The sequence below is a fragment of the Stenotrophomonas beteli genome (assembly GCF_001431665.1).
GTDB lineage: Bacteria > Pseudomonadota > Gammaproteobacteria > Xanthomonadales > Xanthomonadaceae > Stenotrophomonas > Stenotrophomonas beteli.
Genome location: NZ_LLXV01000053.1, coordinates 25,242 through 49,602, shown reverse-complemented (window position 1 = coordinate 49,602; position 24,361 = coordinate 25,242). Strand labels below are relative to the sequence as shown.

Below are 24,361 nucleotides of genomic sequence, written 5' to 3'. Positions count from 1 at the left end.
GGATCAGCCCTTGGCGCCCGCGCACATGACCTCGGCCGAGGCGACCACTTCGCCGTTGACCTTGGCTTCGCCGTAGTACCAGCCCATGTTGCGGATCAGGCGCTTCATCTGCACATCCAGCATCAGCACATCGCCGGGCACGACCTGCTTGTTGAAGCGGGCGTTTTCCACCTTGACCATGTAGAACAGCTTGGACTGCGAGTCGCGGCCAAGCGTGAGCTGGGTCATCACGCCACCGGCCTGCGCCAGCGCCTCGATGATCAGCACGCCGGGCATGATCGGGCGGCCCGGGAAGTGGCCCTGGAAGAACGGCTCGTTGATGCTGACGTTCTTCTGCGCGAGGATGCGCTTGGCCTCGATGTCGAGCTCGAGCACCCGGTCCACCAGCAGGAACGGGTAGCGGTGCGGAAGCAGTTCCTGGATCTGGCTGACGTCGATCGGAAGCTGCAGCGTGTCGTTCATTCTTTCTCCTTGCCAGCAGCCAGGACGCGGCGAGCCAATGCGTCCAGCTGCTTGAAGCGCGCGGCGTTCTTGCGCCACGTGCGGTTGTCGGTCAACGGGGTGCCGGACGAGTACTCGCCCGGCTCATGGATGGAATTGCGCACCACTGACTTGCCAGTGATCACGACCTTGTCGCAGATCTCAAGATGGCCGACCACGCCGACGTGGCCGCCGAGCAGGCAGTAGCGGCCGATCCTGGCGCTGCCGGCGATGCCGGTGCAGCCAGCGATGGCCGAGTGCGCGCCGATCTGCACGTTGTGGGCGATCTGCACCAGGTTGTCCAGGCGCACATCCTCGTCCAGCACGGTGTCTTCCAGCGCGCCACGGTCGACGCAGGTATTGGCACCGATCTCGCAGTCGTCGCCGATGCGGACGCCGCCGAGCTGCGGCACCTTGATCCACTTGCCAGCGTCCATCGCCAGGCCGAAACCGTCGGCGCCGAGCACGGCACCGGGATGCACGCGCACGCGCTTGCCCAGCGTGACCCGGGTGACCAGGGTGACCCGCGCGATCAGTTCACACCCCGTGTCCAGGCGGCAGTCTTCGCCGATCACGCTGCCGGCGCCGATGATGCAGTTGTCGCCCACGACGCTGCGTGCGCCGATGGAGACGAACGGGCCGATGTGGGCGCTGGCGGCGACCTGGGCGCTGGGATCGATGACGGCGCTGGGGTGGATGCCCGGCGGCCGCGTCGGCGCGATGTCGAACAGCGCGGCGATCTTGGCAAAGGTGGTGTAGGGGTCCTTGGCCACGAGCGCGGCGCCGGGGGCGGCCTCGGCGTCGTCGGCACGCAGGACCACCAGCGAGGCCTGGCTGCCGGCCAGCTGGGCGCGGTAGCGTGGATTGGCGAGGAAGGTCAGCTGGCCAGGACCGGCATGGGCGAGGGTGGCCACGCCATGGATGGCGGTGGCGGGGTCGCCATGGACCTGCAGGCCGAACTGCTCGGCGAGTTGCTGGGCGGTGTAGGTGGGAGTATTCACGGCGGGAGTTTAACGTGTGACGCCATTGCGGTCATGCGGGGTCAAAAGCGGCGCCTGCCTGATGTCCCGGGGTGATGGCGCAGGGGGCTGCCCAGGACACGCCGTAGACCCATCCCTGGGGGCTCGATGGCGCCATCCATGGCGCCAACGGTCCTGGTCAGCCCCCTGCGCCATCACCAGATGATTTCACGCGAGCGCGGGAAGTAACGGTGGTGAGCAAGTAAAACGAAAACGCCGGGCAATGCCCGGCGCTTCGCGCCCCGTCTGGTGGAGAGCCCCCCTTCTGTTAAGGGGGGCGCGCCAATGGCGCGGGGGATAGGAGGTAGGTCGGGACCCGCTGCTTGCGCAGCAAGCCGCGGCGCACCTTCGGTGGTCAGTTCTTAGAACTGGCCGCCGAACGTGAATTGCAGCCGCTCGATCTTGTCATCGTCTTCCTTCTTCAACGGGAAGGCGTAGCTGATCGAGATCGGGCCGACCGGGGCGCGCCACAGCAGGGCCACACCGGTGGACACGCGCAGCTCGTTGGCCTTGAAGTTGTCCACGCCGGTATACACGTTGCCGAAGTCGACGAAGGCCGACACGCGCGCCGACGGGCTGTCGAACAGGCGCGGGAAGTAGGCTTCCACCGAACCGACGGTCTTCAGCGAACCACCCAGCGGCTGGCCCTCGGGGTAGCCACGGGTGACTTCGCGCGGGCCGAGGGTGTTGTCCTCGAAGCCGCGCACCGAGTTGGTGCCACCGGCGTAGAAGTTCTCGAAGAACGGCAGGCCGCTGGCGGTGACGGTGCGGGTGGTGCCATCCGGATTGGTCAGCGTACGGGTGTAGTCCTTGCCGTAGGCATCGCCGTAGCCGATTTCGGCGCGGGTGTTGATCACCAGCGACGGCATGATCGGCCAGTACTTGCTGATCTGGTAGTTCAGCTTGTAGTACTCGATGGTCGAGCCCGGCAGCGTGGTTTCCAGGCCCACGCGCTGGTAGGTGCCGCGGGTCGGCATGAAGTAGTCGTTGCGCGAGTCGCGCGCCCAGCCCAGTTCGGTGCGCCAGGCATGGAAGGTACGCTTACCGACCGCATTGATGTAGTCGATGATCGACTGCGGCGTCGAGCCTTCGTACGTGGTGATCTGGTTGCTGTCGATGCCGAACATCAGCGAGACGGTATCGGTCTCGGTCAGCGGCACGCCGAACACCACCTGCGCCGAACCATTGGTGCTGTTGTACTGCGCGGTGTTGAAGTCGGAGTAGTCCAGTTCGCGCCAGGACAGGTTGTAGCCCAGCGAGACGCCGTCGTCGGTGAAGTACGGGTTGGTGTAGCTGAAGCCGTAACGCTGCAGGTAACTGCTGCGCGAGGCTTCAACCGACACGCGGTTGCCGCCGCCGAGGAAGTTGTTCTGCGACAGCTGCACCGAGGTGGTCATGCCGTAGGACTGCGAGTAGCCCAGGCCGAACACGAAGCTGCCGGAGGTGGTTTCCTTGACGTTGTAGACGACGTCGACCTGGTCGTTGCTGCCGCTGACCGCCGGGGTCTCGACCTCGACCGACTCGAAGTAGCCCAGGCGCTGCAGGCGGATCTTGGAACGGTCGATCGCGGCCTGCGAGTACCAGCTGTTCTCGAACTGGCGCATTTCGCGACGCATCACTTCGTCGGAGGTGCGGGTGTTGCCACGGAACAGGATGCGGCGCACCGACACGCGCGGGCCGGGCACGACCTGCATGTTGATGGCCACCGTCTGTTCGGCGCGGTTGGTGGTCGGGATCGGGTTCACCTTGGCGAACGCGTAGCCGATGTTGGACAGCGAATTGGTGATGGTGTCCGAGCTGAACTCCAGCAGCGCACGCGAGAACGTGTCGCCGGACTTCTGGATCACCATGCGCTCGACATCCTCCTGCGGGAGGATGGTGTCGCCGCTGACCTTGATCTCGGAGATCTTGTACTGCGCACCCTCGGTCACGCCGGCGGTCAGGAACATGTCGCGCTTGTCGGGGCTGATCGAGACCTGGGTCGAATCGATGCTGAAGTCGACATAGCCGCGATCCAGGTACCAGGAGTTGAGCTTTTCCAGGTCGCCGGACAGCTTTTCCTTGGAGTACTGGTCATCGCGGCGGTACCACGAGGCCCAGTTGTGCTCCTTCGATTCCCAGGTCTCCAGGATGTCCTTGCTCTCGTACTTCTCGGTGCCGACCAGGTTGACATGGCGGATCTTGGCCGCCTTGCCTTCCTTGATGGCGATGGCGATGTCCACGCGGTTGCGGTCCAGCGGGCTCACCGTCGGGGTGATCTCGACGTTGTACTTGCCGCGGTCGTTGTACTGGCGGCGCAGTTCCTGGGTCACGCGGTCCAGGCTCAGGCGATCGAACGTGCCGCCTTCGGTCAGGCCGATGTCGGACAGGCCCTTGAGCAGCTGGTCGGACTTGATGTCCTTGTTGCCGGTCACGGTCAGCTTGTTGATCGCCGGGCGTTCCTTGACGGTCACCACCAGGATGGTGCCCTGGCGGTCCAGCTGCACGTCTTCGAAGAAGCCGGTCTTGTACAGGGCGCGGATGGTCTCGCCGACCTTGCTGTCGGTGACCGTCTCGCCACGTTCCACCGGCAGGTAGGTGAACACCGTGCCCGAGCTGATGCGCTGCAGGCCATCGACGCGGATGTCGCTGACAGTGAAGGGCTCGGCTGCCTGGGCCAGGGCGGGGGCGCCGGTGACGGCGGCGAGGGCGAGGGCCAGCAGGCGGCGATTGGGGAGTCGCGTCATGTCACGTCCGGTAGGAAGGTCGATTTCATTGGTGCGGGATGCCGACGCTGTAGACGGCAACAACGTGGAAAAGTTCATCGCGGGACCAGGCCGAGGATGTCGTTGTAGAACGCCAACCCCATCAGCCCGGCCAGCAACGCCAGGCCGATGTACTGGCCGGCGGCGATGGCACGCTCGCTCAGCGGGCTGCCCTTGACCAACTCGATAAGGTAATACAGCAGGTGGCCGCCGTCCAAGATCGGGATCGGCAGCAGGTTGATGATGCACAGGCTGAGCGACAGCAGGGCCAGGAACTGCAGGAACCAGTCGAGGCCGCGCTTGGCCGACACATTGGCCACCCGGGCGATGGTGACCGGCCCGGAAACGTTCTGCAGCGAGGCCTTGCCGGTGATGATGCGGCCCATCATGCCGAGCGAGTCGGCGGCCAGGCGGCCGGTTTCGCGCACGGCCACGGTGACCGCGTCCAGCGGGCCATAGCGCAGCAGGGTGTCGTAGGCCGGGCTGTAGGAGGTAGGGAAGCCGACGCCGATCTGCCAGACCGGGTTGCCCTTGCCGTCCTTGCCCTGGCGCGGGGTGACCTCCAGCGCCAGCCGCTCGCCGCCACGCAGGACTTCGATCATGCCCGGGCCGCCGGCGCGGCCGAGGGCCTGGATCTCGCCGATCACCTGGTCGACGCTGTCGATGCGCTGGCCGTCGATCGCCACGATCAGGTCACCGGGCTGCAGCAGCCCGGTCACCACCGAATCGGGCGTGAGCGAATCGACCCGGGCCGGCTGCAGCCACGATTGCCAGTACAGGCCGGCCAGGATCGGCACCCGCCGTTCATCGAAGCCTGCCGGCAGCTGCGACAGCGGCAGCGTGCGCACGCGCACCTGGTCGGCGGGATCGAGCACTTCCAGTTTCACATCGCGGCGGTCCATCGCCGCAGCGGTCAGCGCCATGCTGGCCTCGCCCAGGGTGACCACCTGGCGGTCGTCCACGCGCAGCACGCGATCGCCGCCGGACAGGCCGGCCGTGGCGGCAATGCCGCTGGTGCGGCCGATGGTGGGGGAATAGTCCTGCTTGCCGATCACGAACATCGCCCACAGCAGCAGGATGCACAGCAGCAGGTTGGCGAGGGGGCCGGCGGCGACGATGGCGATGCGCTGCCACACGGTCTTGTGGTTGAAGGCCTGGCCGCGTTCGTGCGGGTGGACCTCGACCTCGCGCTCGTCGAGGAATTTCACATAGCCGCCGAGCGGGATGGCGGCGATGGCGAACTCGGTGCCATGGCGGTCGCGGCGCGACCACAGCGGCCGGCCGAAGCCGACCGAGAAGCGCAGCACCTTGACGCCGCACAGGCGGCCGACCCAGTAATGCCCGAATTCGTGGAAGGTGACCAGCAGCCCGAGGCTGACGATCATCCACCAGACCGATCCGATGAAATCAGTCATGCAGGCTCACAGTGGCGGGCAGGGGCGGCGTCGTCATGCTGGGCGAGGCGGTCGTTCAGGCGGCGGCGATGGCGTTCAGGGTCAGCTGGCGTGCCCGCTGGTCGGCGGACAACAGGACCTCCAGTGTATCGGCTGGTTCGGTCGGCAGTGTTGAAAGAGCGTTAGCAACCAGGTCCGGGATGGTCAGGAAACCGATCCGGCCCTGAAGAAACGCTGAAACCGCCTCTTCGTTGGCAGCGTTCAGCACTGCCGGGGCAGTACCGCCGGCCTGCATCGCCTGCCAGGCCAGCGCCAGGCAGGGGAACGCGCCAGTGTCGGGGGCTTCGAAATCGAGCCGGCCCTGCGCCAGCAGGTCCAGCCCGGCCACGCCAGATTCGATGCGGTGCGGCCAGCCCAGGCCGACGGCCAGGGTGGTGCGCATGTCCGGCAGGCCCATCTGGGCCAGGGTCGAGCCGTCGACGAACTCGACCAGCGAATGCACCAGGCTCTGCGGATGCACCAGTACCTCGATGCGTTCGCCGGGCACCGCGAACAGGTGATGGGCCTCGATCACTTCCAGACCCTTGTTCATCAACGTCGCCGAATCGACCGAGATCTTCGGGCCCATCGACCATTTCGGGTGGGCAACGGCCTGCGCCGGGGTGACCTGGGCCAGTTCGGCCCGGGTGCGGCCACGGAATGGGCCACCGGAGGCGGTGAGCAGGATGCGACGCACACCGGCGCCGTCGGCACTGGCATCGCGCGAGCGCAGGCACTGGAAGATCGCGCTGTGCTCGCTGTCGATCGGGATGATCTCGGCGCCGGCGCGCTCGGCGGTGCGGGTCAGCAGTTCGCCGGCCAGCACCAGCGATTCCTTGTTGGCCAGCAGGATGCGCTTGCCCGCAGCAGCGGCGGCCAGGGTCGAGGACAGGCCGGCAGCGCCGACGATGGCGGCCACGACGGTGTCACAGGCGTCGCTTGCCGCCAGCTGGTCCAGTGCAGCGTGGCCGGCATGGGCCTCGGTGGCCAGGCCGGCCTCGCGCAGGCCGTCGCGCAGCGTCGCATACAGCGATTCGTCGGCAATCACCGCATGGGCCGGCGCGTGCTGCCGGCACAGGGCCAGCAGCGCCTGCACCTGGCGGCCCGCCGCCAGCACGGTGGCCTGGTAGCGCTGCGGGTGGCGGGCGATCACGTCCAGCGTGGAGGCGCCGATCGAGCCGGTGGCGCCAAATACGGCGACCCGGCGCAGGTCTGCAGCAGCATTCATGGTCAGAATCCGAAGATTTCCTTGCCCAGCGCGAACACGGGCACGGCCGCCAGCACGCCATCGACCCGGTCCAGAACGCCACCGTGGCCCGGAATCAGGTGGCCTGAGTCCTTGGCGCCGGCATGGCGCTTGATCAGGCTTTCGAACAGATCGCCCAGCACCGAGGCGAACACCGCCACCACCGAGGTGATCAGCAGCCCCGGCAGGTGGGCGGCATCGATGCCGGCCAACCAGCCCAGGCCCAGGGCGACGGCGACGCCGGCGATCAGCCCACCGAACAGGCCTTCCCAGGTCTTGTTGGGGCTGATGCGCGGGGCCAGCTTGTGCTTGCCGAATTGTCTGCCGACAAAATAGGCGCCCGAATCGGCCGCCCAGACCAGGGCCAGCGCGGCCAGCAGCCACAGGTGGCCCTGCTGGCCCGGCGGATCGCCGCCGGCATGGATCAGCACCAGCGCCGCCCAGGCCGGGACGATGGCCAGGGTACCGGCCAGCATCTTCACGATCCGCGCAGGGGCCGTCGGCTGTGCGCCGAAGTTGAAGAAGCGCAGCCAGACCAGCGCCGCCAGCCACCAGGCCACGCCGGCCAGCGTGGTGATCTGGAACAGCACCAGGGTGCTGCCGTCGGCCCAGACCAGCAGCACCATCAGCAGCAGGTTCAGCACCAGCAGCACGGTGCGCGCCAGGGTGTCTTCGATGCCGGACAGCTTCAGCCATTCCCACAGGCCGATCAGCAGCACGGCGGCGGCGGCGGCGGCCAGCCACTGCGTCGGCAGCAGCAGGATCGCAGCGATGGCCAGCGGCGCCATGATCAGCGCGGCGAGGACTCGGGTCTTGGTCATGGGCTGGAGGTCTCGGTGGCCAGGGCGGCGATCTGGGCGCTGGTCAGGCCGAATCGACGCTCGCGGCCGGCATAGGCATCAAGCGCCTGCTGCAGCTGGTCGGCATCGAAATCGGGCCACAGCGCCTCGGTGAACCACAGCTCGGTATAGGCCAGTTGCCACAGCAGGAAGTTGCTGATGCGGGTGTCGCCGCCGGTGCGGATGAACAGGTCCGGCGGCGGCAGGTCGGCCAGAGCGACCTGGCGGCCCAGCAGCGACTCGTCGATCTGCTCGGGCAGCAGGCGGCCGGCCGCGACTTCAGCGGCAAGGGCGCGCGCGGCACGCGCGATATCCTGGCGGCCGCCGTAGCTGGCGGCGATCGACAGGGTAAGCGCGGTGTTGTCGGCGGTGCGCTGCTCGGCCAGCTGCATGCGGCTGACCAGCCCTGCACCGAAGCGTTCGCGTTCGCCGATGAAGCGCACGCGCACGCCGCGCCGATGCAGCTCGTCCACTTCGCGGTCGAGCGCGCCGAGGAACAGCTTCATCAACGCATCCACTTCGTCCTGCGGCCTGCCCCAGTTCTCGCTGGAAAACGCGAACAGGGTCAGCGCCGGGATACCCAGCTCAAGGCAGCGCTCGATGGTGCGGTTGACGGCACGCGCGCCGGCACGGTGGCCGATCACGCGCGGGCGGCGCCGCTGCTGCGCCCAGCGGCCGTTGCCATCCATGATGATGGCAACGTGGCGGGGCAGGGCAGCCGGCAACGGGGGCGGGACTGAAGGCATCGACTTCAGACCGACAACAGTTCTTTTTCCTTGTCGGCAACGACCTTGTCGACGTCCTTGATGTTGGCGTCGGTCAACTTCTGGATGTCGTCTTCGCCGCGCTTCTTCTCGTCTTCGCTGATCGCCTTGTCCTTGACCAGCTTGGCGATTTCCTTGTTCGCGTCCTGACGGATGTTGCGGATCGCGATCTTGGCGCCTTCGCCTTCCTTCTGCACCTGCTTGACCAGCTCCTTGCGGCGCTCTTCGGTCGGCGGCGGCATGTTGATGCGGATCGCCGTCCCCAGGGTGTTCGGGGTGAACTCGGCGTTGTAGAGCCCCTTCTCGATCTCCTTGATCATGCCCTTGTCGAACGGGGTGACCAGCAGCGAGTGGGCGTCGGCGTTGGAGATCGAGGCAACCTGGTTCAGCGGGGTGCTGGCATTGCCGTAGGCATTGACCGTCACACGGTCCAGCAGGGCCGGCGTGGCACGCCCGGTCCGGATGGAGGTAAGGGTGTGCTTCAGAGCGTCGATGCTCTTGGCCATGCGCGTCTGCGCGTTGTTCTTGATGTCGTTGAGCATCGCCCGGTCCTGGATGTATCTGGAATCGGGCGATTATAGGCGAATACGGGACGCTGCCGGGCCTGGATCGACCCGGCTGTCGCCGCCCGCTCAGGCTCAGGCCGGATCGCGGCCCTGGACCAGGGTGCCGATGTTCTCGCCGCTGAGGATCTTCAGCAGTTCGCCCGGCTGGCCCATGTCGAACACACGCATCGGCAGATCGCTGTCGCGCGCCAGCGCGAAGGCGGCGGTATCCATCACTTCCAGGCCGCGGCGGATCACTTCGTCGTAGCTGAGGGTGTCGAAGCGGACCGCATCGCTGTGCTTGTTCGGGTCCTTGTCGTATACGCCATCGACCTTGGTGGCCTTCAGCAGCAGGTCGGCACCGATCTCGATCGCACGCAGGGCGGCGCCGGAATCGGTGGTGAAGAACGGGCTGCCGACGCCGGCGGCGAAGATCACCAGGCGGCCCTTTTCGAGGTGGCGGATGGCGCGGCGGCGGATGTAGTCCTCGCACACGTCGTTGATCTTGATCGCGCTCATCACGCGGGCCTTGGCGCCGAGCTTCTCCAGCGCGTCCTGCATGGCCAGGGCGTTGATGACCGTGGCCAGCATGCCCATCTGGTCGCCGGTGACCCGGTCCATGCCGCCGGCGGCCAGGCCGGCGCCGCGGAAGATGTTGCCGCCGCCGATCACCAGCGCCACTTCGGCACCGGCCTGCTGGGCTTCGATGACCTCGCGGGCCAGGCGGTTGATGATCTTCGGGTCGATGCCGTAGTCCTCATCTCCCATCAGCGCCTCCCCGGACAGTTTCAGAAGGATGCGGCGATAGGCGAGCTTGGACATGGGGACCTCGGGTGCGTGGAAATCGCGGGCGATTCTACGCGCATGCGGCGTCGGGCCATAGTGTTTTGTGCACTGCGGCGCAAAATCCGGCGATTCGCCCCGATGGCGCGGGGCTTCCTGTTCAGCCCAGCTCGGCGCCGGCCGTCGCCGACAGCTCGTCGTGGCCCAGCGCGCCGGGGGAGCGCGCGATCACCCGGTTGCGGCCCAGGTTCTTGGAGCGGTACAGCACGTCGTCGGCGGCGCGCAGCAGGTCCTGCACATCGGCGAAGCGCTCGTAACCGCCCTGGGTGGCCACGCCGGCCGAGAAGGTGACGAACAGTGGGCCGCCTTCCAGCTCGGCCATCGGCGTGGCGACGATGTTGGCCAGGACCCGGCGGATCACGTCCAGTGCCACGGTTTCGCTGGTGTTGGGCAGCAGCGCGACGAACTCCTCGCCGCCGAAGCGGGCGACGGTGTCGCTGTTGCGCAGCTGGCCCTGCAGCTTGCCGGCGAAGGCGCGCAGCACTTCGTCGCCGGTCAGGTGGCCGTGGGCGTCATTGATCTTCTTGAAGTCGTCCAGGTCGATGAAGGCCACCGACAGCGGCCAGCCCTGGCGCCCGGCGCGCAGGAATTCCTGTTCGAGCACGGCCTCGAGCTGGCGGCGGTTGAGTACGCCGGTCAGGGCATCGCGATGGGCCTGGTCGGCCAGGCGCTTGGCGCGGGCCTCGAATTCGTCGGCGCGGCGGCGCGCCTGTTCGGCATCCTGCAGTTCACGCAGGTTGCGCAGGGTGGCCAGTTCCTGGGCGTGGTCGATCAGCTCGCGCACCCGCATCGGCGAGCTCAGGCCGGCCTCGAACAGGCTGGCGATGTCCGGCAGGGCTTCGCTGATGCGCACCAGCACCTGGTCAAAACGCGCGCTGTCCAGCTCCAGGCGATCATGCACCTGCTGCAGGGCACGCTCGCGCGCGGCATCGGCGTCGTCATCGAGCCAGATGTCGGCCACGGCGCCGGACAGCTGGACGCAGGCCTGGAACGCCGATGCCGCGGCGTCCTGGTCTTCGCTGTGGCTGATGCTCTCCACCAGGTAGCGCGGCAGGCCCCACTGCTCGGCGACCCAGGCGCCGACGTCGGCGTGGCTGCAGCCCAGCGCGTCGCGTTCACGCGAGACCAGGTCGATGTTGTCGCGCGCATCGCGCAGCAGCGGCAGATAGCGCTCCGATTCGGCCTGGGCCAGGCACAGCACGCCCAGGTCCTGCAGCAGTCCGGCCAGCATCAGCTCCTCCAGCCGGCGCAGCCCGCGCGCCTGGCCCAGCTGGCTGGCAGCCAGTGCACTGAGGATGCTGCGCTTCCACGCGCGCTGGCGCAGGTCGTGGTCGGCACCGCTGCCACCGGTCAGGCCCTGGGTGACGGTGAAGCCGAGGGCGAGGCTGATCGTGGCATTCAGGCCGAGCATGGTCAGCGCCTGGCCGAGGTTCTCGATCCGGCGGCGGCTGGCGTACAGCGGTGAATTGGCGATGCGCAGCATGCGAGCGCTCAGCGCCATATCGATGGCGATGATGTCGGCGGCGGTGGCGATGTCCGCTTCCGGGTCCTGCGCCAGTTCGATGATGCGCAGGGCAATACCGGGCGGCGAAGGCAGGTTGCGGCAGAGCGCCAGGGCAGCTGTCAGCTCGGGAGGCATGTCGGGTCGTTCAATTCCATTAGGACAAGAATACCTAGGAATGCATCACAGTCCGCGATTTTCGTTCCTGCTATGTGACTGTCGATTCCCTGCGCCGAGTATCGGCTTGATTGGTGCGTAACGCAAAGGTACCGGTGTGCGGCGGCGGTGTGCGCCCCCACGGTGCCCACCCACGGTTGGAGCATGGGCCTCCCATTGTCCCGGGCACAAAAAAAGAGCCGCGGTTTCCCGCGGCTCCTTCTGGTTGCTTCACAGCCGGAGGGCTGGAATCAGACCTGCATCGCCTTGGCAACTTCGGCGGCGTAGTCTTCCACCACCTTCTCGATGCCTTCGCCGACGACCAGCAGCTTGAAGCCCGCCACATCGGCGCCGGCGGCCTTGACCACCTGCTCGACGGTGGTGTCGCCCAGCACGTAGGTCTGGCCGTACAGGGTCACGTCGCTGACGATCTTGTTGATCTTGCCGCTGATGATCTTTTCCAGGATGTCGGCCGGCTTGGCCTTGTCCTTCTCGGACATCTTGGCCAGCTCGATTTCCTTTTCCTTCTCGACGAAGTCGGCCGGAACGTCCGAAGCCTTGTTGTGCGGCGGCTTCAGCGCGGCCACATGCATGGCCAGGCCACGGGCCAGCTCGACGTCGCCGCCGACCAGGTCGACCAGCACGCCGACCTTGCCGTTGGTGTGGACGTAGGCGCCGACGGTGTTGTTGCCGTCCACCTTCACCAGGCGGCGGATCTGGATGTTCTCGCCCAGGGTCTGCACGGCGGTGGCGCGGGCTTCTTCAACGGTGCGGCCATCGGCCAGCGTGGCGGCCTTCACGGCTTCGACGTCGTTGGCGTCGGAGGCCAGGGCAGCGGCGGCCACGGCGTTGACGAAGGACTTGAAGTTGTCATCGTTGGCGACGAAGTCGGTTTCCGAGTTGACTTCGACCAGCACGGCCTTGCCGCCGTCCTGGGCCAGGCCCAGACGGCCTTCGGCGGCCACGCGGTCAGCCTTCTTGTCGGCCTTGGCGGCGCCGGACTTGCGCATGGCTTCAGCAGCAGCGTTGATGTCGCCGTTGGCTTCAGTGAGCGCCTTCTTGCATTCCATCATGCCGGCGCCGGTGCGCTCGCGCAGTTCCTTGACCAGGGAAGCAGTGATTTCCACGGGATTACCTCACGAAAGAAAGGGGTTGGGCCGGCATGGTGGCCGGCCCGTGTGACACGGTCCTGTCACGCGCCAAGGGCGGCATGCAGGGAGGGTGGACGCCGGGCATCCACCCCGGGGCCTGGATCAGGCCTGGGCGTCGTCGCCCTTCTTGGCAGCCTTCTTGGCCGGCGCGCGGCGGGCCGGCTTGTCTTCGCCTTCAGCGGCGGCTTCAGCGAACTCTTCTTCGCGAACCGAAGCGGCGTGCGGTGCAGCAGCCTTGCCTTCCAGCACGGCGTCGGCAGCGGCGCGAGCGTACAGCTGCACAGCGCGGATGGCGTCGTCGTTGCCCGGGATGGCGTAATCAACCAGTTCCGGGTTGTAGTTGGTGTCGACCACGGCGATGACCGGGATGCCCAGCTTCTTGGCTTCCTTGATCGCGATGTCTTCGTGGCCGATGTCGATCACGAAGATGGCGTCCGGCAGGCGGTTCATGTCCTTGATGCCGCCCAGCGAAGCTTCCAGCTTGTCGCGCTCGCGACGCAGGCCCAGCACTTCGTGCTTGACCAGCTTCTCGAAGGTGCCGTCGGTTTCACCGGCTTCCAGTTCCTTCAGGCGGGCAACCGACTGCTTGACGGTACGGAAGTTGGTCAGGGTGCCGCCCAGCCAACGCTGGTTCATGAACGGCATGCCGCAACGCTCGGCTTCTTCACGGATGGTTTCGCGGGCGCTGCGCTTGGTGCCCAGGAACAGGACGGTGCCGCGCTTCTGGGCCACCGACGAGATGAAGTTCATCGCGTCGTTGAACAGCGGGACGGTCTTTTCCAGGTTGATGATGTGGATCTTGCCGCGGGCGCCGAAGATGTACGGAGCCATCTTGGGGTTCCAGTAGCGGGTCTGGTGGCCGAAGTGGACGCCGGCTTCCAGCATCTGACGCATGGTGACCTGGGGCATTGCAATACTCCTGATGGGGAACCAGCGATTCCGCCCGCGGGATTGGGTATGCGGGCGCATGGAAGCGCGATCGGTTCCGGGGTTGGGCTTCCCTGTTGCCTCCGTGGCCGAACTCCTCGCGGAGCACCCCGGCACGGATGGGGGCAGCAGGTGTGGATTCACCGGTGACGTCCGGTGTGGACGGGGTCCAGCGCACGCTGGCGGCAGGAATCCGGTCGATTATAGCCCGCTTGGTGCGCTCGTTGCAATTGTGGGGTCCGGCGCGGTCAGGTCGACCTGGCGGCCATCCTGCAACCGGGCGTGGAAGCGCCCGCCATGGTAGCCGTCCGGCCGGGCCGGCAGCGCCCAGCGGCGCTCGTGCCCGGCCAGCAGATAGCCGGCCAGCCCCGGCAGCAGCAGGGTGCGCTGGCCGTCATCGGCAACGAACACCAGGTCGTGCAGCCGGGCGTGCAACGGGCCGATGTTGCTCAATCGCAGGTAAGGCTGCGACGCGCCGGAGTCGATCCGGGCCTGCACGCGTGGTTGCGCCTGCGGTGCGGCCTGGCCGCGGAACAGGGGCAGCGAGTAGCGTGGCAGGCCGGCCTGGCTGGGCTCCAGCACGATCCGGTAGGCCTGTTCAACCGAGGCTGCCTCGGGCCGGCCGGGCAGCAGCCAGACGCGCTGCCGAGCGCCCGCGGCAAGATCCAGCTGGACCGGGCTGGCCAGGATCTGCCTGGTCGGCCGCAGCCGTTCGGCATCCACCTGTTGTTCCCAGGCCAGCACCCGCACCTGGCCCCGCCAGTGGCCGGGGCCGGGGTTGTACAGCCACAGCTCGGTGCGGCCGCCTTCGACGGGCAGCTGCAGGGTAGTGGGGGACAGGTCCAGTGCAGCGGCGGGCATCGCCAGCAGCGACGCCAGCAGGATCAGCGCCGTACGCATCAGTAGATGACGGTCACGGCAGGCACCGGTTCTTCGTTGGCGGGTGGTGGTGCCAGATCGCGGACCTGGGCGGGCAGCTGCGGTGCGTCGCTGCGTTGCTGCGGGACCGGGCAACGGCTGCTGCCGGCTTCGCCGCTGCATGCTTCCACCACGGTGAGCCGGATCTGCAGTGGCGTGGTGCCGGGTTCAGCCCATGCGGGCGTGCTGGCGAACAGTATCGCCCCGATCAGAAGTGCGCGAATCACCAGCCAACCACCCTGCGTCAGGACTCGCTGCGCGGTATCGGCTGGATCGGCTGGAACTGTAGAGCTTGCTCGATTGCTTCATGCCAGCATCCACCTGCCAGGAGGCGGCCGGGTGGGTGCAGACCGTTGGTCGGCAGGCAGGTCAGTAGGTGATCGTCACCTGCACCACGTCGTTGTAGGTGCCCGCCGGTGGCTGGCCGGTGACCGGCGGCACCCGGCCATAGATGGTCAGCTGCTGCGCGCTGCCGGTTCCGGTGCCGCTGGCGGTATCCACGGCCAGGGTGTTGCCCCAGCGCTGGGTGCGCGTGGAATCGCGGTACAGCTCGTAGGTGAGGTAGTAGGTGCTGCCGCCGATGATGGTGGCCATGCGCCGTGTGCTGGTGGCCGTGGGGTTGTTCTGTCCGTTGTTGAGGCTGACCTGGTAGGCGGTGTTCTTCAGGCAGGTCAGGGTCAGCGTGGCGGTCCGGTCGATGTTGGCGGCAATGCCGCCGGTGACATTGCCGAAGTTCATGGTGGTGGTGACGTAGCTGCCGCACTGCGGCAGCACATTGGCGGTGGCGGTGAAGCTGAAGGCCGCGCTGGCACTGTTGGTGCCGGTGGCACCGCCATTGCAGGTGGCCGGCACGGTGGCGGTGCCGAGCAGCACTTCGTTCCAGGCCCAGGTCAGCACCACGTTCGCCCCACTGAAGGTGCTGCTGTAGGCGCCGGAGGCCAGCACCTGGTTGGCCGGGATCTGCGCGAACAGCTGGGTGGCCTGCGCGCCGCTGCCGCCGGTCAGCAACGGCACGTTGTAGGTCATGGTCAGTTCCTGCGCCGGCGGCGTGCCGCGCGGCGTCAGCCCGGTCACCTGGCTGAAGTTGGAGGTGTTGTAGAGCTGGAAGTTCATGCTGTCGCTGGTGCTGGTCTGCAGGGTGCGCCAGGTGGAACTGCTGCCGCCGCCGCTGCCGGCGCCGATGCCCACGCAGACCCGCACGCCGGTGGTGGCCAGCAGGCTCAGCGCAGCGGTGGTGCAGGTCACCGTGATGTTGAGCGTGCCGGTGGTCGCGCCGGGGGCGTTGCTGTTGACGTTGCCGAACGGCAGCGTCGGGTCGGCGATCGCGGTGCATACCGCGGTGGCGCGCGCCGGCGCCGCCGCCAGCAGGCCAGCGAGCAGCAGCAGGCCCAGCAGCAGCGTCCTCATGGCGCCACCTCCGGGATGCACGCCAGCGGTGCCGGCTTCGGCCGCGCGCCGGACGCCACCACCTTGGGCAGGTCGGGTACCTTCACCCGGCATTGGCCGCGGCTGGTAGTGATGTACAGCACGCTGCCAGCGGCCACGTCTTCCAGGTACAGCAGGCCGTCGTAGCCCACCAGCGCCTGCCGCCCGTCGGGCAGTTGCACTTCGCTGCCCACCTCCAGTGGCTGCCCGTCCATGCCGTGCAGGGTCAGGCTCAGCGCGGGCCGCGAGCGCAGTTCGAAGCTCACCCGGGTGCCCGCGCGCTGGCGCGGGGTCACCCAGTCTTCGATGCGGTCGGCGCGCATGTCCTCGGGCAGGTCCAGGGTGTCGATCGAGACCCGGTTGCGCTGCCAGGACAGCAGTGGACTGACCAGCAGCAGGCCGCGATCATCGGTGACGCCGATCAGCCGGTTTTCCAGCCGTACCGGCACGCCGCCCACGCCGTTGGTACTGATCACCGCGAACGCGTCGGAGACCTCGCGGGTCGCGAAGGCATTCCCGCCCATCCACACCAGGCTGCCGCTGGCGCTGGCGTAGGCATGGTTCAGGCCGCCCTGGCGCGAGGCGCCCAGCGAATAGCGGCCGACCCCGTTGAGGATGCCGACTTCGGCCAGGCCGCCGCTGCCCGCCTCGCCATGGCGCACCTGGGCGCGCCAGCCGACGCCGCCAGCGCTGCCATCGCCGGGCACCGGCTGGGTGACATCGGCCACCCAGCTCTGGCTGTCGCCGTTGCGTTGGCTGGACAGGCTGGCCTGGCGGTTGTTGCCCAGGCTGGCGGTGACTGACAGATAGAGGCTGCGATCATCGCTGTTGTCCAGGTTCTGGTTCAGCGACAGGTAGGCCGACCAGCGCTGGCTCCAGGTGCGCGACCAGAACAGGCTGGCGTAACGGTTGTCCTCGCCGTCGGGATAGCGCAGGCGCAGGTAGCTGGCGCTGAGCGTGCCCAGCTGCAGCAGGGCGGCGCCGACCGTGGCCTGGTCGCTGATGTCCGGTGGCAGGTTGCCCTGCAGTGCGCCCAGGTCGCGATAGTCGCCATGGCTGCGCACGCTGCGCAGGTTGACGTTGAAGCGACGGTTGTTCCAGCTGTAGCCCAGCGCCCATTGCCCGCCCTGCAGGCCGTGGTAGCCGCTGCGCGCGTAGCCGGCATTGAACACTCCCGCGCCGCCGAGCAGCCACCAGCCGCCGAGGCCGGCCTGGGCCAGGCCACCGCCGCCTTCGGCATGCGCCTCGCCGGTGAAGGCGTCGCTGACGCCGCCGCGCCAGCTGGCACTGGCCACGGTGCGATCATCGTAGGCGAACGAGCGTTGGCCGAAATCCTCGCGCAGGCGGCCAATGCCGGCCGACCAGTCCGACAGGCCCTTGGCCAGCAATTGCTGGGTGCCGTAGAAGCTGAAATCCAGAGTCTGCATGCGGCCGAACGCGTCGGTCACCACCACCTGCGCGGTGCCGGTTCCGCTGATACCGGGCTGGGCGCCCAGCTGGAACGGGCCGACCGGTACCTGGCCGCTGTACTGGCGCAGGCCATCGACGTACAGCTCGACCGTGGACGGCACCACCGCCTGGCCGAGGAAGCTCGGCGTTGGCGTCAACACGCGATAGGGCTGCAGGCCGTAGTTGCGGCCGATCTGCAGGCCGCCCAGGCGCACCGGGCGGGTCCAGTCGACAAAGCCGCTGTAGAAGTCGCCGACGTCCAGGGTCAGTGCCTGGTCGGGGAAGTCCAGGCTCCAGCGGGTGTCCAGGCGTACGCTCTCGCCGCGCCAGCGACGATCACCCGGCTGCTGGTAGCGACGGCTGACCGCGGTGTTCTCGAAGGTGCCGTTGCCGATGCCGAACAGGCGCAGTTCCGAGCTGAGGCTGAGATTGCCGAGCGTATCCACGCGGCTGCCATACACGTCGTAGTTGAGCAGCAGGCCCGGCGAGGCCGTGCCGGCCAGTGCGCGGGTCTGTGGGCGGCTGAGCACGGTGGTTGGCAGGGTCAGCTGGTCCAGTGGCACGTCCAGCGCCAGGGTCTGCATGTGCGCGTCGTAACGCACTACCGCGCCGCTGATCTGGTCCAGGTAGACCGGGGCATCACCGCTGGCATTGAAGCCGAGCTGGCGCAGCACCTCGGGGCTGGCCTGCAGGCGGCCGCGGTTCTCGGTGAACGGCAGCAGGCCGCGCGGCGTGCTGTTGAGCGACACGTCCAGGTACAGCGTCTGGCCGGCGGTCAGCGGTGTTGGCGGTGGCAGGATCGCATCGGCCGACACGCCCGAGGCATCTGCAGCCCCGGCGGCCGCGATGCTGGGCACATCGGCGGCCTCGGTCGCCGCAGGAGCCAGCGCAGCCAGCAGCGCGCCCATCAACGCCTCAGCGAGCCGGTGCTGGCGAGAGGGGCGTCTGTTCCGATTCGCCATTGAGCTTGGCCGTGATCTGGTCGTTGTCGCGGTCGATCGCGGTGCGCTCGATCGGCCAGCGCATCACCTGCCCGGGCAGCACGTAGCCCAGCAGCCCCGGGTGCACGATGCGCGGGCGCTGCGTGCTGCCCAGCGCGAGGTCGGCGATCTGCGCATAGCTGTTGCCGGTGTTGGCCACTTCCACTCCGTTGCGGCCGTCCTCCAGCCGGACCAGGCGCGCGGCCAGCTGTGGCGCGAGCTTGCCGCCGGAGGGCTGCACGAACACCGGGATCGAATAGCGCAGCACGAACTGCATGCCGTTGGCGCGGGTCGCCAGGTCGGCCACTTCGTCGACGATCAGCCGGTAGTAGCGCTGGGCCTCCGGCGGCTGGTTGAGCGGGCGCAACACCCGCACCAGCTGTTGCTGGCCGGCGGCCAGTTCCTGCATCGGCGGGGTGGCCAGCAGCTCGTCGGTGGGCAGCAGCTGTTCCTGCCCGTCCTGCTGCACCCAGCGGAATACGCGTACCTGCAGCCTGACCGGCGAGGTGCCACTGTTGGTCAGCCACAGTTCGCCTGCGCGTTGGCGGGCTTCGAGCTGCAGGCTGGTGGGGGCGACCTGCAGGCTGGTGGCGCCGGCGGCGGTGGCGAGCAGCAGGCTCAGGGCGAGCAGCAGGCTCAGGGCGAGCAGCGCCACGCCGGTGGCGCGCCACGGGCGGGGTCCGGCCATGCGGGCGTGCTCCATCAATAGGTGATCGTGGCGGTGACCGTATCCAGGTAGTTGCCGGTGGCCGGGTTGTTGGTGCTCAGGTTCAGGATCTGGCCGTAGACGATGTAGGGCACCGCCAGGCCGGTACCGATGCCGGCCTGGGTGTTGGTGCCGGTGGTGGCGCCCCAGACCAGGGTGTGTGCGGCGTCCTGGTAGAGCTGGTAGCCAACGAAGTTGTTGGCGGTCACGGCCGCATTGGTGTTCTTCATGCGGCGGGTGGTGACGTCGTTGGCAGTGCCGGCGTTGGCGCCCGCATTCAGCGCAATCGAGTAGGGCGTCAGTGCCGAGCACTGCGCGGTCACCGTACCCTGGCCCAGGGTGGGGGTGGCGGTGGTCGAGGCGGCGGTGCCGAAGTCAACGTTGGTGGCCGCTGCGGCGGTGATGGTGCAGGCCTTGGTGACCACCAGAGTGACATTGAAGGTGGTGGTGTCGGCAGCCAGCGCCGGACCGTTCAGCAGGAGCGCGCCCAGGGCCCAGGCAAGCGGGGAACGAAGCGGGGATCGCATGGACAACCTCCCTGACCCGAAGGTCCGTTGAACAAGGCGAAGGCGGCAGGTTCAGGCCGCTTTGACGACGGTCGGCGCCAGCTTGTGCGGCTAAGTGTCTGTAATCCGTGATAAATAGGGATTCGAAAGGGCGAATCTCATCACGCTTTCACTTTCCTTGCCGGAACCGTGCACGGCCCGCAACGCCAGTTGGGTGACGTTCGTTCAGATTGCGGCCGGATCGGCGATAATGGGCGCCATGAGCGTGAATCTGAAAACCCCGCAGGAAATCGAGATGATGCGCGTCGCCGGCCGCCTGGCCAGCGAAGTGCTCGACATCGTCACCCCCCACGTCAAGCCCGGTGTCACTACCGAGGAACTGGACCGCATCTGCCACGACCACATCGTGAACGTGCAGGGCGCCATTCCGGCCAACGTCGGCTACCGCGGCTTCCCCAAGACCGTGTGCACTTCGGTCAACAACGTCATCTGCCACGGCATTCCCAGCGAAGGGAAGGTGCTCAAGGATGGCGACATCATCAACATCGACGTCACCGTCATCAAGGATGGCTGGCACGGCGATACCAGCCGCATGTACTTCGTCGGCACGCCGTCGGTGATGGCGCGCCGGCTGGTGGAAGCCACCTACGAAGCCATGTGGCGTGGCATCCGTGCGGTGCGCCCGGGGGCGACCCTGGGCGACATCGGTCATGCCATCCAGAGCTATGCCGAAGGCGAGCGTTTCAGCGTGGTGCGCGAGTACTGCGGCCACGGCATCGGCAAGGTCTACCACGACGAGCCGCAGGTGGTGCATTACGGCCGCCCGGGCCAGGGCCTGGTGCTGCAGCCGGGCATGACCTTCACCATCGAACCGATGATCAACGAGGGCACCCGCTACAACAAGGTGCTGCCGGATGGCTGGACCGTGGTGACCAAGGACCGCAAGCTGTCGGCGCAGTGGGAGCACATGATCGCGGTCACCGAGACCGGCGTGGACGTGCTGACCCTGTCGCCCGGCGAATCGCAGGTCTGCTGAGCATGCTGCCGGCGGGTTCACTGCTGGACGCGCCGGCCGATTCGCTTGACGATCCCGAATGGGCGTCTGCCGCACGGCAGGCGCTGCAGCAGGCCGATGCGCGCCTGTACCGCCGCTTCGACCAGGGTGACAACATCGAGCGCCTGCTGGCGCTGCGTGCGCGTGCCGCCGACCATCTGATCCGCCTGGCCTGGCAGCGCTGCCTGCCGGGCGGCAGTGGCCTGTCGCTGTTCGCGGTGGGCGGCTATGGGCGCGGCGAGCTGTTCCCGCGGTCGGACATCGACCTGCTGGTGTTCGCTGACCCGCAGGCACAGCTCGCTCATGAGCCCGCATTGGCACGCCTCTTCGCGCTGCTGTGGGACTGCGGACTGCCGGTCAGCCATGCCGTGCGCTCGGCCGTGCAGTGCCGCGAGGCCGCCGCCGACCAGACCGTGCTCACCGCGCTGATCGAGGCGCGTCCGATCCTGGCCGACGACGCGGCCCGCCGAGCGTTGCGCGAAGCGATCAACGATGGCGAGCTGTGGCCGGCGCGGACCTTCTTCCTGGCCAAGCTGGAAGAACTGCGCAACCGGCACCAGCGTTTCGGTGATACCGCCGACAACCTGGAGCCGGACCTGAAGGACGGCCCGGGTGGCCTGCGCGACCTCAACACGCTGGGCTGGATGGCGCTGCGCGCGTTCGGCGTACGCGATCTGGAGGCGCTGGTCGGGCTGGGCCATCTGGGCGCCGACGAAGCAGCCGCATTGAAGCGCGAGCGCGCGGTGCTGGCACGGTTGCGCTTCGGCCTGCACCTGGTGGCGCGCCGCCCGGAAGAGCGCCTGCGCTTCGACTACCAGAAGACCCTGGCCGCGCGCCTGGGCTTCGAAGACGACGCCGAGAATCTTGGTGTTGAAAAAATGATGCAGGGCTTCTACCGCGCTGCATTGGTGGTGCGCCGGATCAGCGACCGCCTGCTGCAGCGCTTCGAGGAGCAGTTCGATGGCGAGGCGCAGCCGGAGCCGCTGACCGTGGGCTTCTCCCTGCGCCGTGGCTACCTGGCGGCCAATGAGGCCGACTGGCCGCGCGGCGATATCGGCCAGGTGTTCGCGCTGTTTGCCAGCTGGGCCAACAATCCGCAGGTGCGCGGCCTGCATTCGCTGACCGCGCGCGCGCTGGCCGAAGCGCTGCCGCTGCTGCCGGCCTACGACCAGGCCGACACGGATGCGCGCGAGCAGTTCATGACCCTGCTGCGTGGCCAGCGCCCGGTCGATACGCTTTCGCGCATGGCGCGGCTGGGCGTGCTTGGCCAGTGGATTCCCGCGTTCGCCCAGGTCAGTGGGCGCATGCAGTTCGACCTGTTCCATGTCTACACCGTGGATCAGCACACGCTGATGGTCCTGCGCAACATCGGCCTGTTCGCCAGCAGCCGTGCCGACGAGCGCTTCTCGATCGCGCACGAAGTGTGGCCGCGCCTGCGCAAGCCGGAACTGCTGCTGCTGGCCGGGCTGTTCCATGACATCGCCAAGGGCCGTGGCGGCGACCATTCCGAGCTGGGCGCGGTGGACGCGCGTGCATTCTGCCAGGCGCATGCGCTGAGTGGCACCGATACCGAGCTGGTGGCATGGCTGGTCGAACAGCACCTGCGCATGTCGGTGACCGCGCAGAAGCAGGACATCGCCGATCCGGAGGTGATCCATCGTTTCGCCACCCTGGTCGGCAGCCGCGACCGCCTGGACTACCTGTACCTGCTGACCTGCGCCGACATCGCCGGCACCAGCCCGAAGCTGTGGAACGCCTGGAAAGACCGGCTGCTGGCCGATCTGTATTTCGCGGCGCGGCGCGCATTGCGCGAGGGACTGGAGCATCCGGTACCGGCCGCCGAGCGCGTGGCCGAGGCCCGGGACAGCGTACGCGCACTGGTGCGCGAGCAGGGCTACGACGATGCCACCATCGACCGCCAGTTCGCGGTGATGCCCGACGAAGGCTTCATCCGCCTGCGCCCGGAACAGCTGGCCTGGCAGGCTGCCGCGCTGGTACCGGTGAAGCAGGGCCAGGCCCTGGTGAAGGTGCGCCGGATCAGCGTCGACGATCCGGCGCTGGAAGTCTTCGTGCATTCGCCAGACCGCGATGGACTGTTCGCGGCCATCGTGATGACGCTGGACCGCAAGGGCTACGGCATCCACCGCGCGCGCGTGCTCGATGGCCCGGCCGACACCATTTTCGATACGTTTGAAGTGAGCCCGGCCGACACGTTTGCCGATGGCAGCAGCGCCAATCTGGAAGCCGCCCTGCGCGAAGCCCTCGGCGGCGATCTGGCCCGCCTGCGGCCGTCACGCCGGGTCGTGCCACGCCAGCTGCGCCACTTCCGTTTCGCCCCGCGCATCGAGTTCCGCGATGAGCCCGGCGCGACCCGCTTTGCCCTGGTCGCGCCCGACCGTCCCGGCCTGCTCGCCGACGTGGCATTCGTGCTGCGCAACCAGGGCCTGCGCGTGCACGACGCGCGCATTGCCACATTCGGCGAACGCGCCGAAGACACCTTCGTGATCAGTGACGAACACGACCTCCCCCTGACTGAACCTGCCCGGCAGCAGCTGCATGACGCGATGCTGGCCTGCCTGGACCCTGATCGAAACGCCGGAGACCCCGCCTGATGGCCACCAAGCCTGTTAAGAAGACTGCTGCCACCGCCAAGAGTGCAGCGGGCAAGAGAACTGCCGCCGCGCCGGCCGCGAAGAAGGCCGCTGCGCCGAAGAAGACCGCGGCGGTGAAGGGACCGGCGAAGAAGGTGGCTGCGCCGAAGAAGGCCCCGGCCAAGAGCGCCGAAGCCGCACGCGCCGAAACCATCGCCCGCAAGTCGCTGCGCAAGCCGCCGGTGCCGGGCGTGGAAGAACTGAAGTTCGGCATCGAGAGCGCCTTCGAGCGCCGCGCGACGTTGACCCTGCACGAGCTGGAAGGCTCCACCCGTCCGCTGGTCAACCGGGTGATCGACGGCCTGGAAACCGGTGAATTCCGCGTGGCCGAGCCGGACGGCCACGGCGGCTGGAAGGTCAATGAGTGGCTGAAGAAGGCGGTGCTGCTGTACTTCCGTGTCAACGACATGGCCGTGGTCGACGCGCGTCCGGCGCCGTTCTGGGACAAGGTGGAATCGCGCTTTGCCGGCTATGACGAAGCGAAGTTCCGACGCGCCGGCGTGCGCGTGGTGCCGGGGGCGATCGCCCGCCGCGGCACGTACTTCGGCAAGGACGTGGTGCTGATGCCGAGCTTCACCAACATCGGCGCGCATGTCGGCGAAGGCACCATGGTCGACACCTGGGCCACCGTCGGCTCCTGCGCGCAGATCGGCCAGCACTGCCACCTGTCCGGCGGTGCCGGCATCGGCGGCGTGCTGGAGCCGCTGCAGGCCAGCCCGACCATCATCGAAGACCATTGCTTCATCGGCGCGCGTTCGGAAGTGGTGGAAGGCGTGGTGGTGGGCCACCACAGCGTGATCGGCATGGGCGTGTTCCTCAGCCAGAGCACCCGCATCTACAACCGTGCCACCGGCGAGATCACCTACGGCTACATCCCGCCGTACAGCGTGGTGGTGTCCGGCTCGCTGCCAAGCAAGGACGGTACCCACTCACTGTACTGTGCGGTGATCGTCAAGCAGGTCGATGCCAGGACCCGCGGCAAGACCAGCGTCAACGACCTGCTGCGCGGCCTGGCCGACTGAAG

At 67.8% G+C, this 24,361-nt stretch carries 21 protein-coding genes; 3 read left to right on the top strand and 18 right to left on the bottom strand.

Annotated elements, in window-relative coordinates; translation table 11 throughout:
- Nucleotides 1-3 precede the first annotated feature (3 nt).
- From fabZ to ARC23_RS13625, 18 genes are all read right to left on the bottom strand, one after another.
- Nucleotides 4-462 (bottom strand): 3-hydroxyacyl-ACP dehydratase FabZ, encoded by a 459-nt coding sequence (gene fabZ / locus ARC23_RS13710; RefSeq protein WP_057497706.1) that lies wholly within the window; start codon nt 460-462, stop codon nt 4-6.
- Complete coding sequence (gene lpxD / locus ARC23_RS13705; RefSeq protein ID WP_057497705.1) at nt 459-1,481, bottom strand: UDP-3-O-(3-hydroxymyristoyl)glucosamine N-acyltransferase; 1,023 nt, start codon at nt 1,479-1,481, stop codon at nt 459-461. Before lpxD ends, fabZ begins: the two co-directional genes overlap by 4 nt.
- Before the next feature lie 380 nt (nt 1,482-1,861).
- Nucleotides 1,862-4,225, bottom strand: a complete 2,364-nt coding sequence (gene bamA / locus ARC23_RS13700) for an outer membrane protein assembly factor BamA (RefSeq protein ID WP_057497704.1) — start codon at nt 4,223-4,225, stop codon at nt 1,862-1,864.
- A 74-nt stretch (nt 4,226-4,299) separates the two neighbouring features.
- The gene (gene rseP / locus ARC23_RS13695; protein WP_057497703.1) at nt 4,300-5,658 is read right to left on the bottom strand and encodes an RIP metalloprotease RseP; all 1,359 of its coding nucleotides are present in this window, start codon (nt 5,656-5,658) and stop codon (nt 4,300-4,302) included.
- A 55-nt stretch (nt 5,659-5,713) separates the two neighbouring features.
- Nucleotides 5,714-6,904 (bottom strand): 1-deoxy-D-xylulose-5-phosphate reductoisomerase, encoded by a 1,191-nt coding sequence (locus ARC23_RS13690; RefSeq protein WP_057497702.1) that lies wholly within the window; start codon nt 6,902-6,904, stop codon nt 5,714-5,716.
- Nucleotides 6,905-6,906: 2 nt separating this feature from the next.
- Nucleotides 6,907-7,743 (bottom strand): phosphatidate cytidylyltransferase, encoded by an 837-nt coding sequence (locus tag ARC23_RS13685; protein WP_057497701.1) that lies wholly within the window; start codon nt 7,741-7,743, stop codon nt 6,907-6,909.
- On the bottom strand, nt 7,740-8,507 hold the full coding sequence (gene uppS, locus ARC23_RS13680; RefSeq protein WP_057497700.1) for a polyprenyl diphosphate synthase: 768 nt from the start codon (nt 8,505-8,507) through the stop codon (nt 7,740-7,742). The genes ARC23_RS13685 and uppS overlap by 4 nt, the downstream gene beginning before the upstream one ends.
- A gap of 5 nt (nt 8,508-8,512) precedes the next feature.
- Nucleotides 8,513-9,067 carry a ribosome recycling factor gene (gene frr / locus ARC23_RS13675; RefSeq protein WP_057497699.1) on the bottom strand — a complete coding sequence of 185 codons (555 nt, stop codon included), beginning with the start codon at nt 9,065-9,067 and terminating at the stop codon, nt 8,513-8,515.
- A gap of 96 nt (nt 9,068-9,163) precedes the next feature.
- The gene (gene pyrH, locus ARC23_RS13670) at nt 9,164-9,892 is read right to left on the bottom strand and encodes a UMP kinase (protein WP_057497698.1); all 729 of its coding nucleotides are present in this window, start codon (nt 9,890-9,892) and stop codon (nt 9,164-9,166) included.
- 121 nt (nt 9,893-10,013) lie between these two features.
- Nucleotides 10,014-11,552, bottom strand: a complete 1,539-nt coding sequence (locus ARC23_RS13665; RefSeq protein WP_057497697.1) for a sensor domain-containing diguanylate cyclase — start codon at nt 11,550-11,552, stop codon at nt 10,014-10,016.
- A gap of 269 nt (nt 11,553-11,821) precedes the next feature.
- The gene (tsf, locus tag ARC23_RS13660) at nt 11,822-12,697 is read right to left on the bottom strand and encodes a translation elongation factor Ts (protein WP_057497696.1); all 876 of its coding nucleotides are present in this window, start codon (nt 12,695-12,697) and stop codon (nt 11,822-11,824) included.
- Nucleotides 12,698-12,823: 126 nt separating this feature from the next.
- Nucleotides 12,824-13,630 carry a 30S ribosomal protein S2 gene (rpsB, locus tag ARC23_RS13655; protein WP_057497695.1) on the bottom strand — a complete coding sequence of 269 codons (807 nt, stop codon included), beginning with the start codon at nt 13,628-13,630 and terminating at the stop codon, nt 12,824-12,826.
- Between the two features lie 219 nt (nt 13,631-13,849).
- The gene (locus ARC23_RS13650) at nt 13,850-14,548 is read right to left on the bottom strand and encodes a fimbrial biogenesis chaperone (RefSeq protein WP_057497694.1); all 699 of its coding nucleotides are present in this window, start codon (nt 14,546-14,548) and stop codon (nt 13,850-13,852) included.
- The gene (locus ARC23_RS13645) at nt 14,548-14,793 is read right to left on the bottom strand and encodes a Csu type fimbrial protein (protein ID WP_057497693.1); all 246 of its coding nucleotides are present in this window, start codon (nt 14,791-14,793) and stop codon (nt 14,548-14,550) included. The genes ARC23_RS13650 and ARC23_RS13645 overlap by 1 nt, the downstream gene beginning before the upstream one ends.
- A 142-nt stretch (nt 14,794-14,935) precedes the next feature.
- Nucleotides 14,936-15,973: a Csu type fimbrial protein gene (locus ARC23_RS13640; RefSeq protein ID WP_057497692.1), complete on the bottom strand. Its 1,038-nt coding sequence runs from the start codon at nt 15,971-15,973 to the stop codon at nt 14,936-14,938.
- On the bottom strand, nt 15,970-18,348 hold the full coding sequence (locus tag ARC23_RS13635; RefSeq protein ID WP_057497691.1) for a fimbria/pilus outer membrane usher protein: 2,379 nt from the start codon (nt 18,346-18,348) through the stop codon (nt 15,970-15,972). The genes ARC23_RS13640 and ARC23_RS13635 overlap by 4 nt, the downstream gene beginning before the upstream one ends.
- A 7-nt stretch (nt 18,349-18,355) precedes the next feature.
- Complete coding sequence (locus ARC23_RS13630) at nt 18,356-19,123, bottom strand: fimbrial biogenesis chaperone (RefSeq protein WP_057497690.1); 768 nt, start codon at nt 19,121-19,123, stop codon at nt 18,356-18,358.
- A complete protein-coding gene (locus tag ARC23_RS13625) occupies nt 19,123-19,653 on the bottom strand; it encodes a Csu type fimbrial protein (RefSeq protein ID WP_057497689.1) in 531 nt (176 codons plus the stop codon). Before ARC23_RS13625 ends, ARC23_RS13630 begins: the two co-directional genes overlap by 1 nt.
- Nucleotides 19,654-19,882: 229 nt before the next feature.
- On the opposite strand from ARC23_RS13625, the gene map reads away from it, so the two are divergent.
- From map to dapD, 3 genes are read left to right on the top strand one after another with little or no spacing between them, the layout of a single operon-like run.
- Nucleotides 19,883-20,668 carry a type I methionyl aminopeptidase gene (gene map / locus ARC23_RS13620; protein WP_057497688.1) on the top strand — a complete coding sequence of 262 codons (786 nt, stop codon included), beginning with the start codon at nt 19,883-19,885 and terminating at the stop codon, nt 20,666-20,668.
- 2 nt (nt 20,669-20,670) lie between these two features.
- Entirely contained in the window at nt 20,671-23,298 is a 2,628-nt protein-coding gene (locus tag ARC23_RS13615; RefSeq protein WP_057497687.1) for a [protein-PII] uridylyltransferase, read from the top strand.
- On the top strand, nt 23,298-24,359 hold the full coding sequence (gene dapD, locus ARC23_RS13610; protein WP_057497686.1) for a 2,3,4,5-tetrahydropyridine-2,6-dicarboxylate N-succinyltransferase: 1,062 nt from the start codon (nt 23,298-23,300) through the stop codon (nt 24,357-24,359). Before ARC23_RS13615 ends, dapD begins: the two co-directional genes overlap by 1 nt.
- The last annotated feature ends 2 nt before the right edge of the window (nt 24,360-24,361 follow it).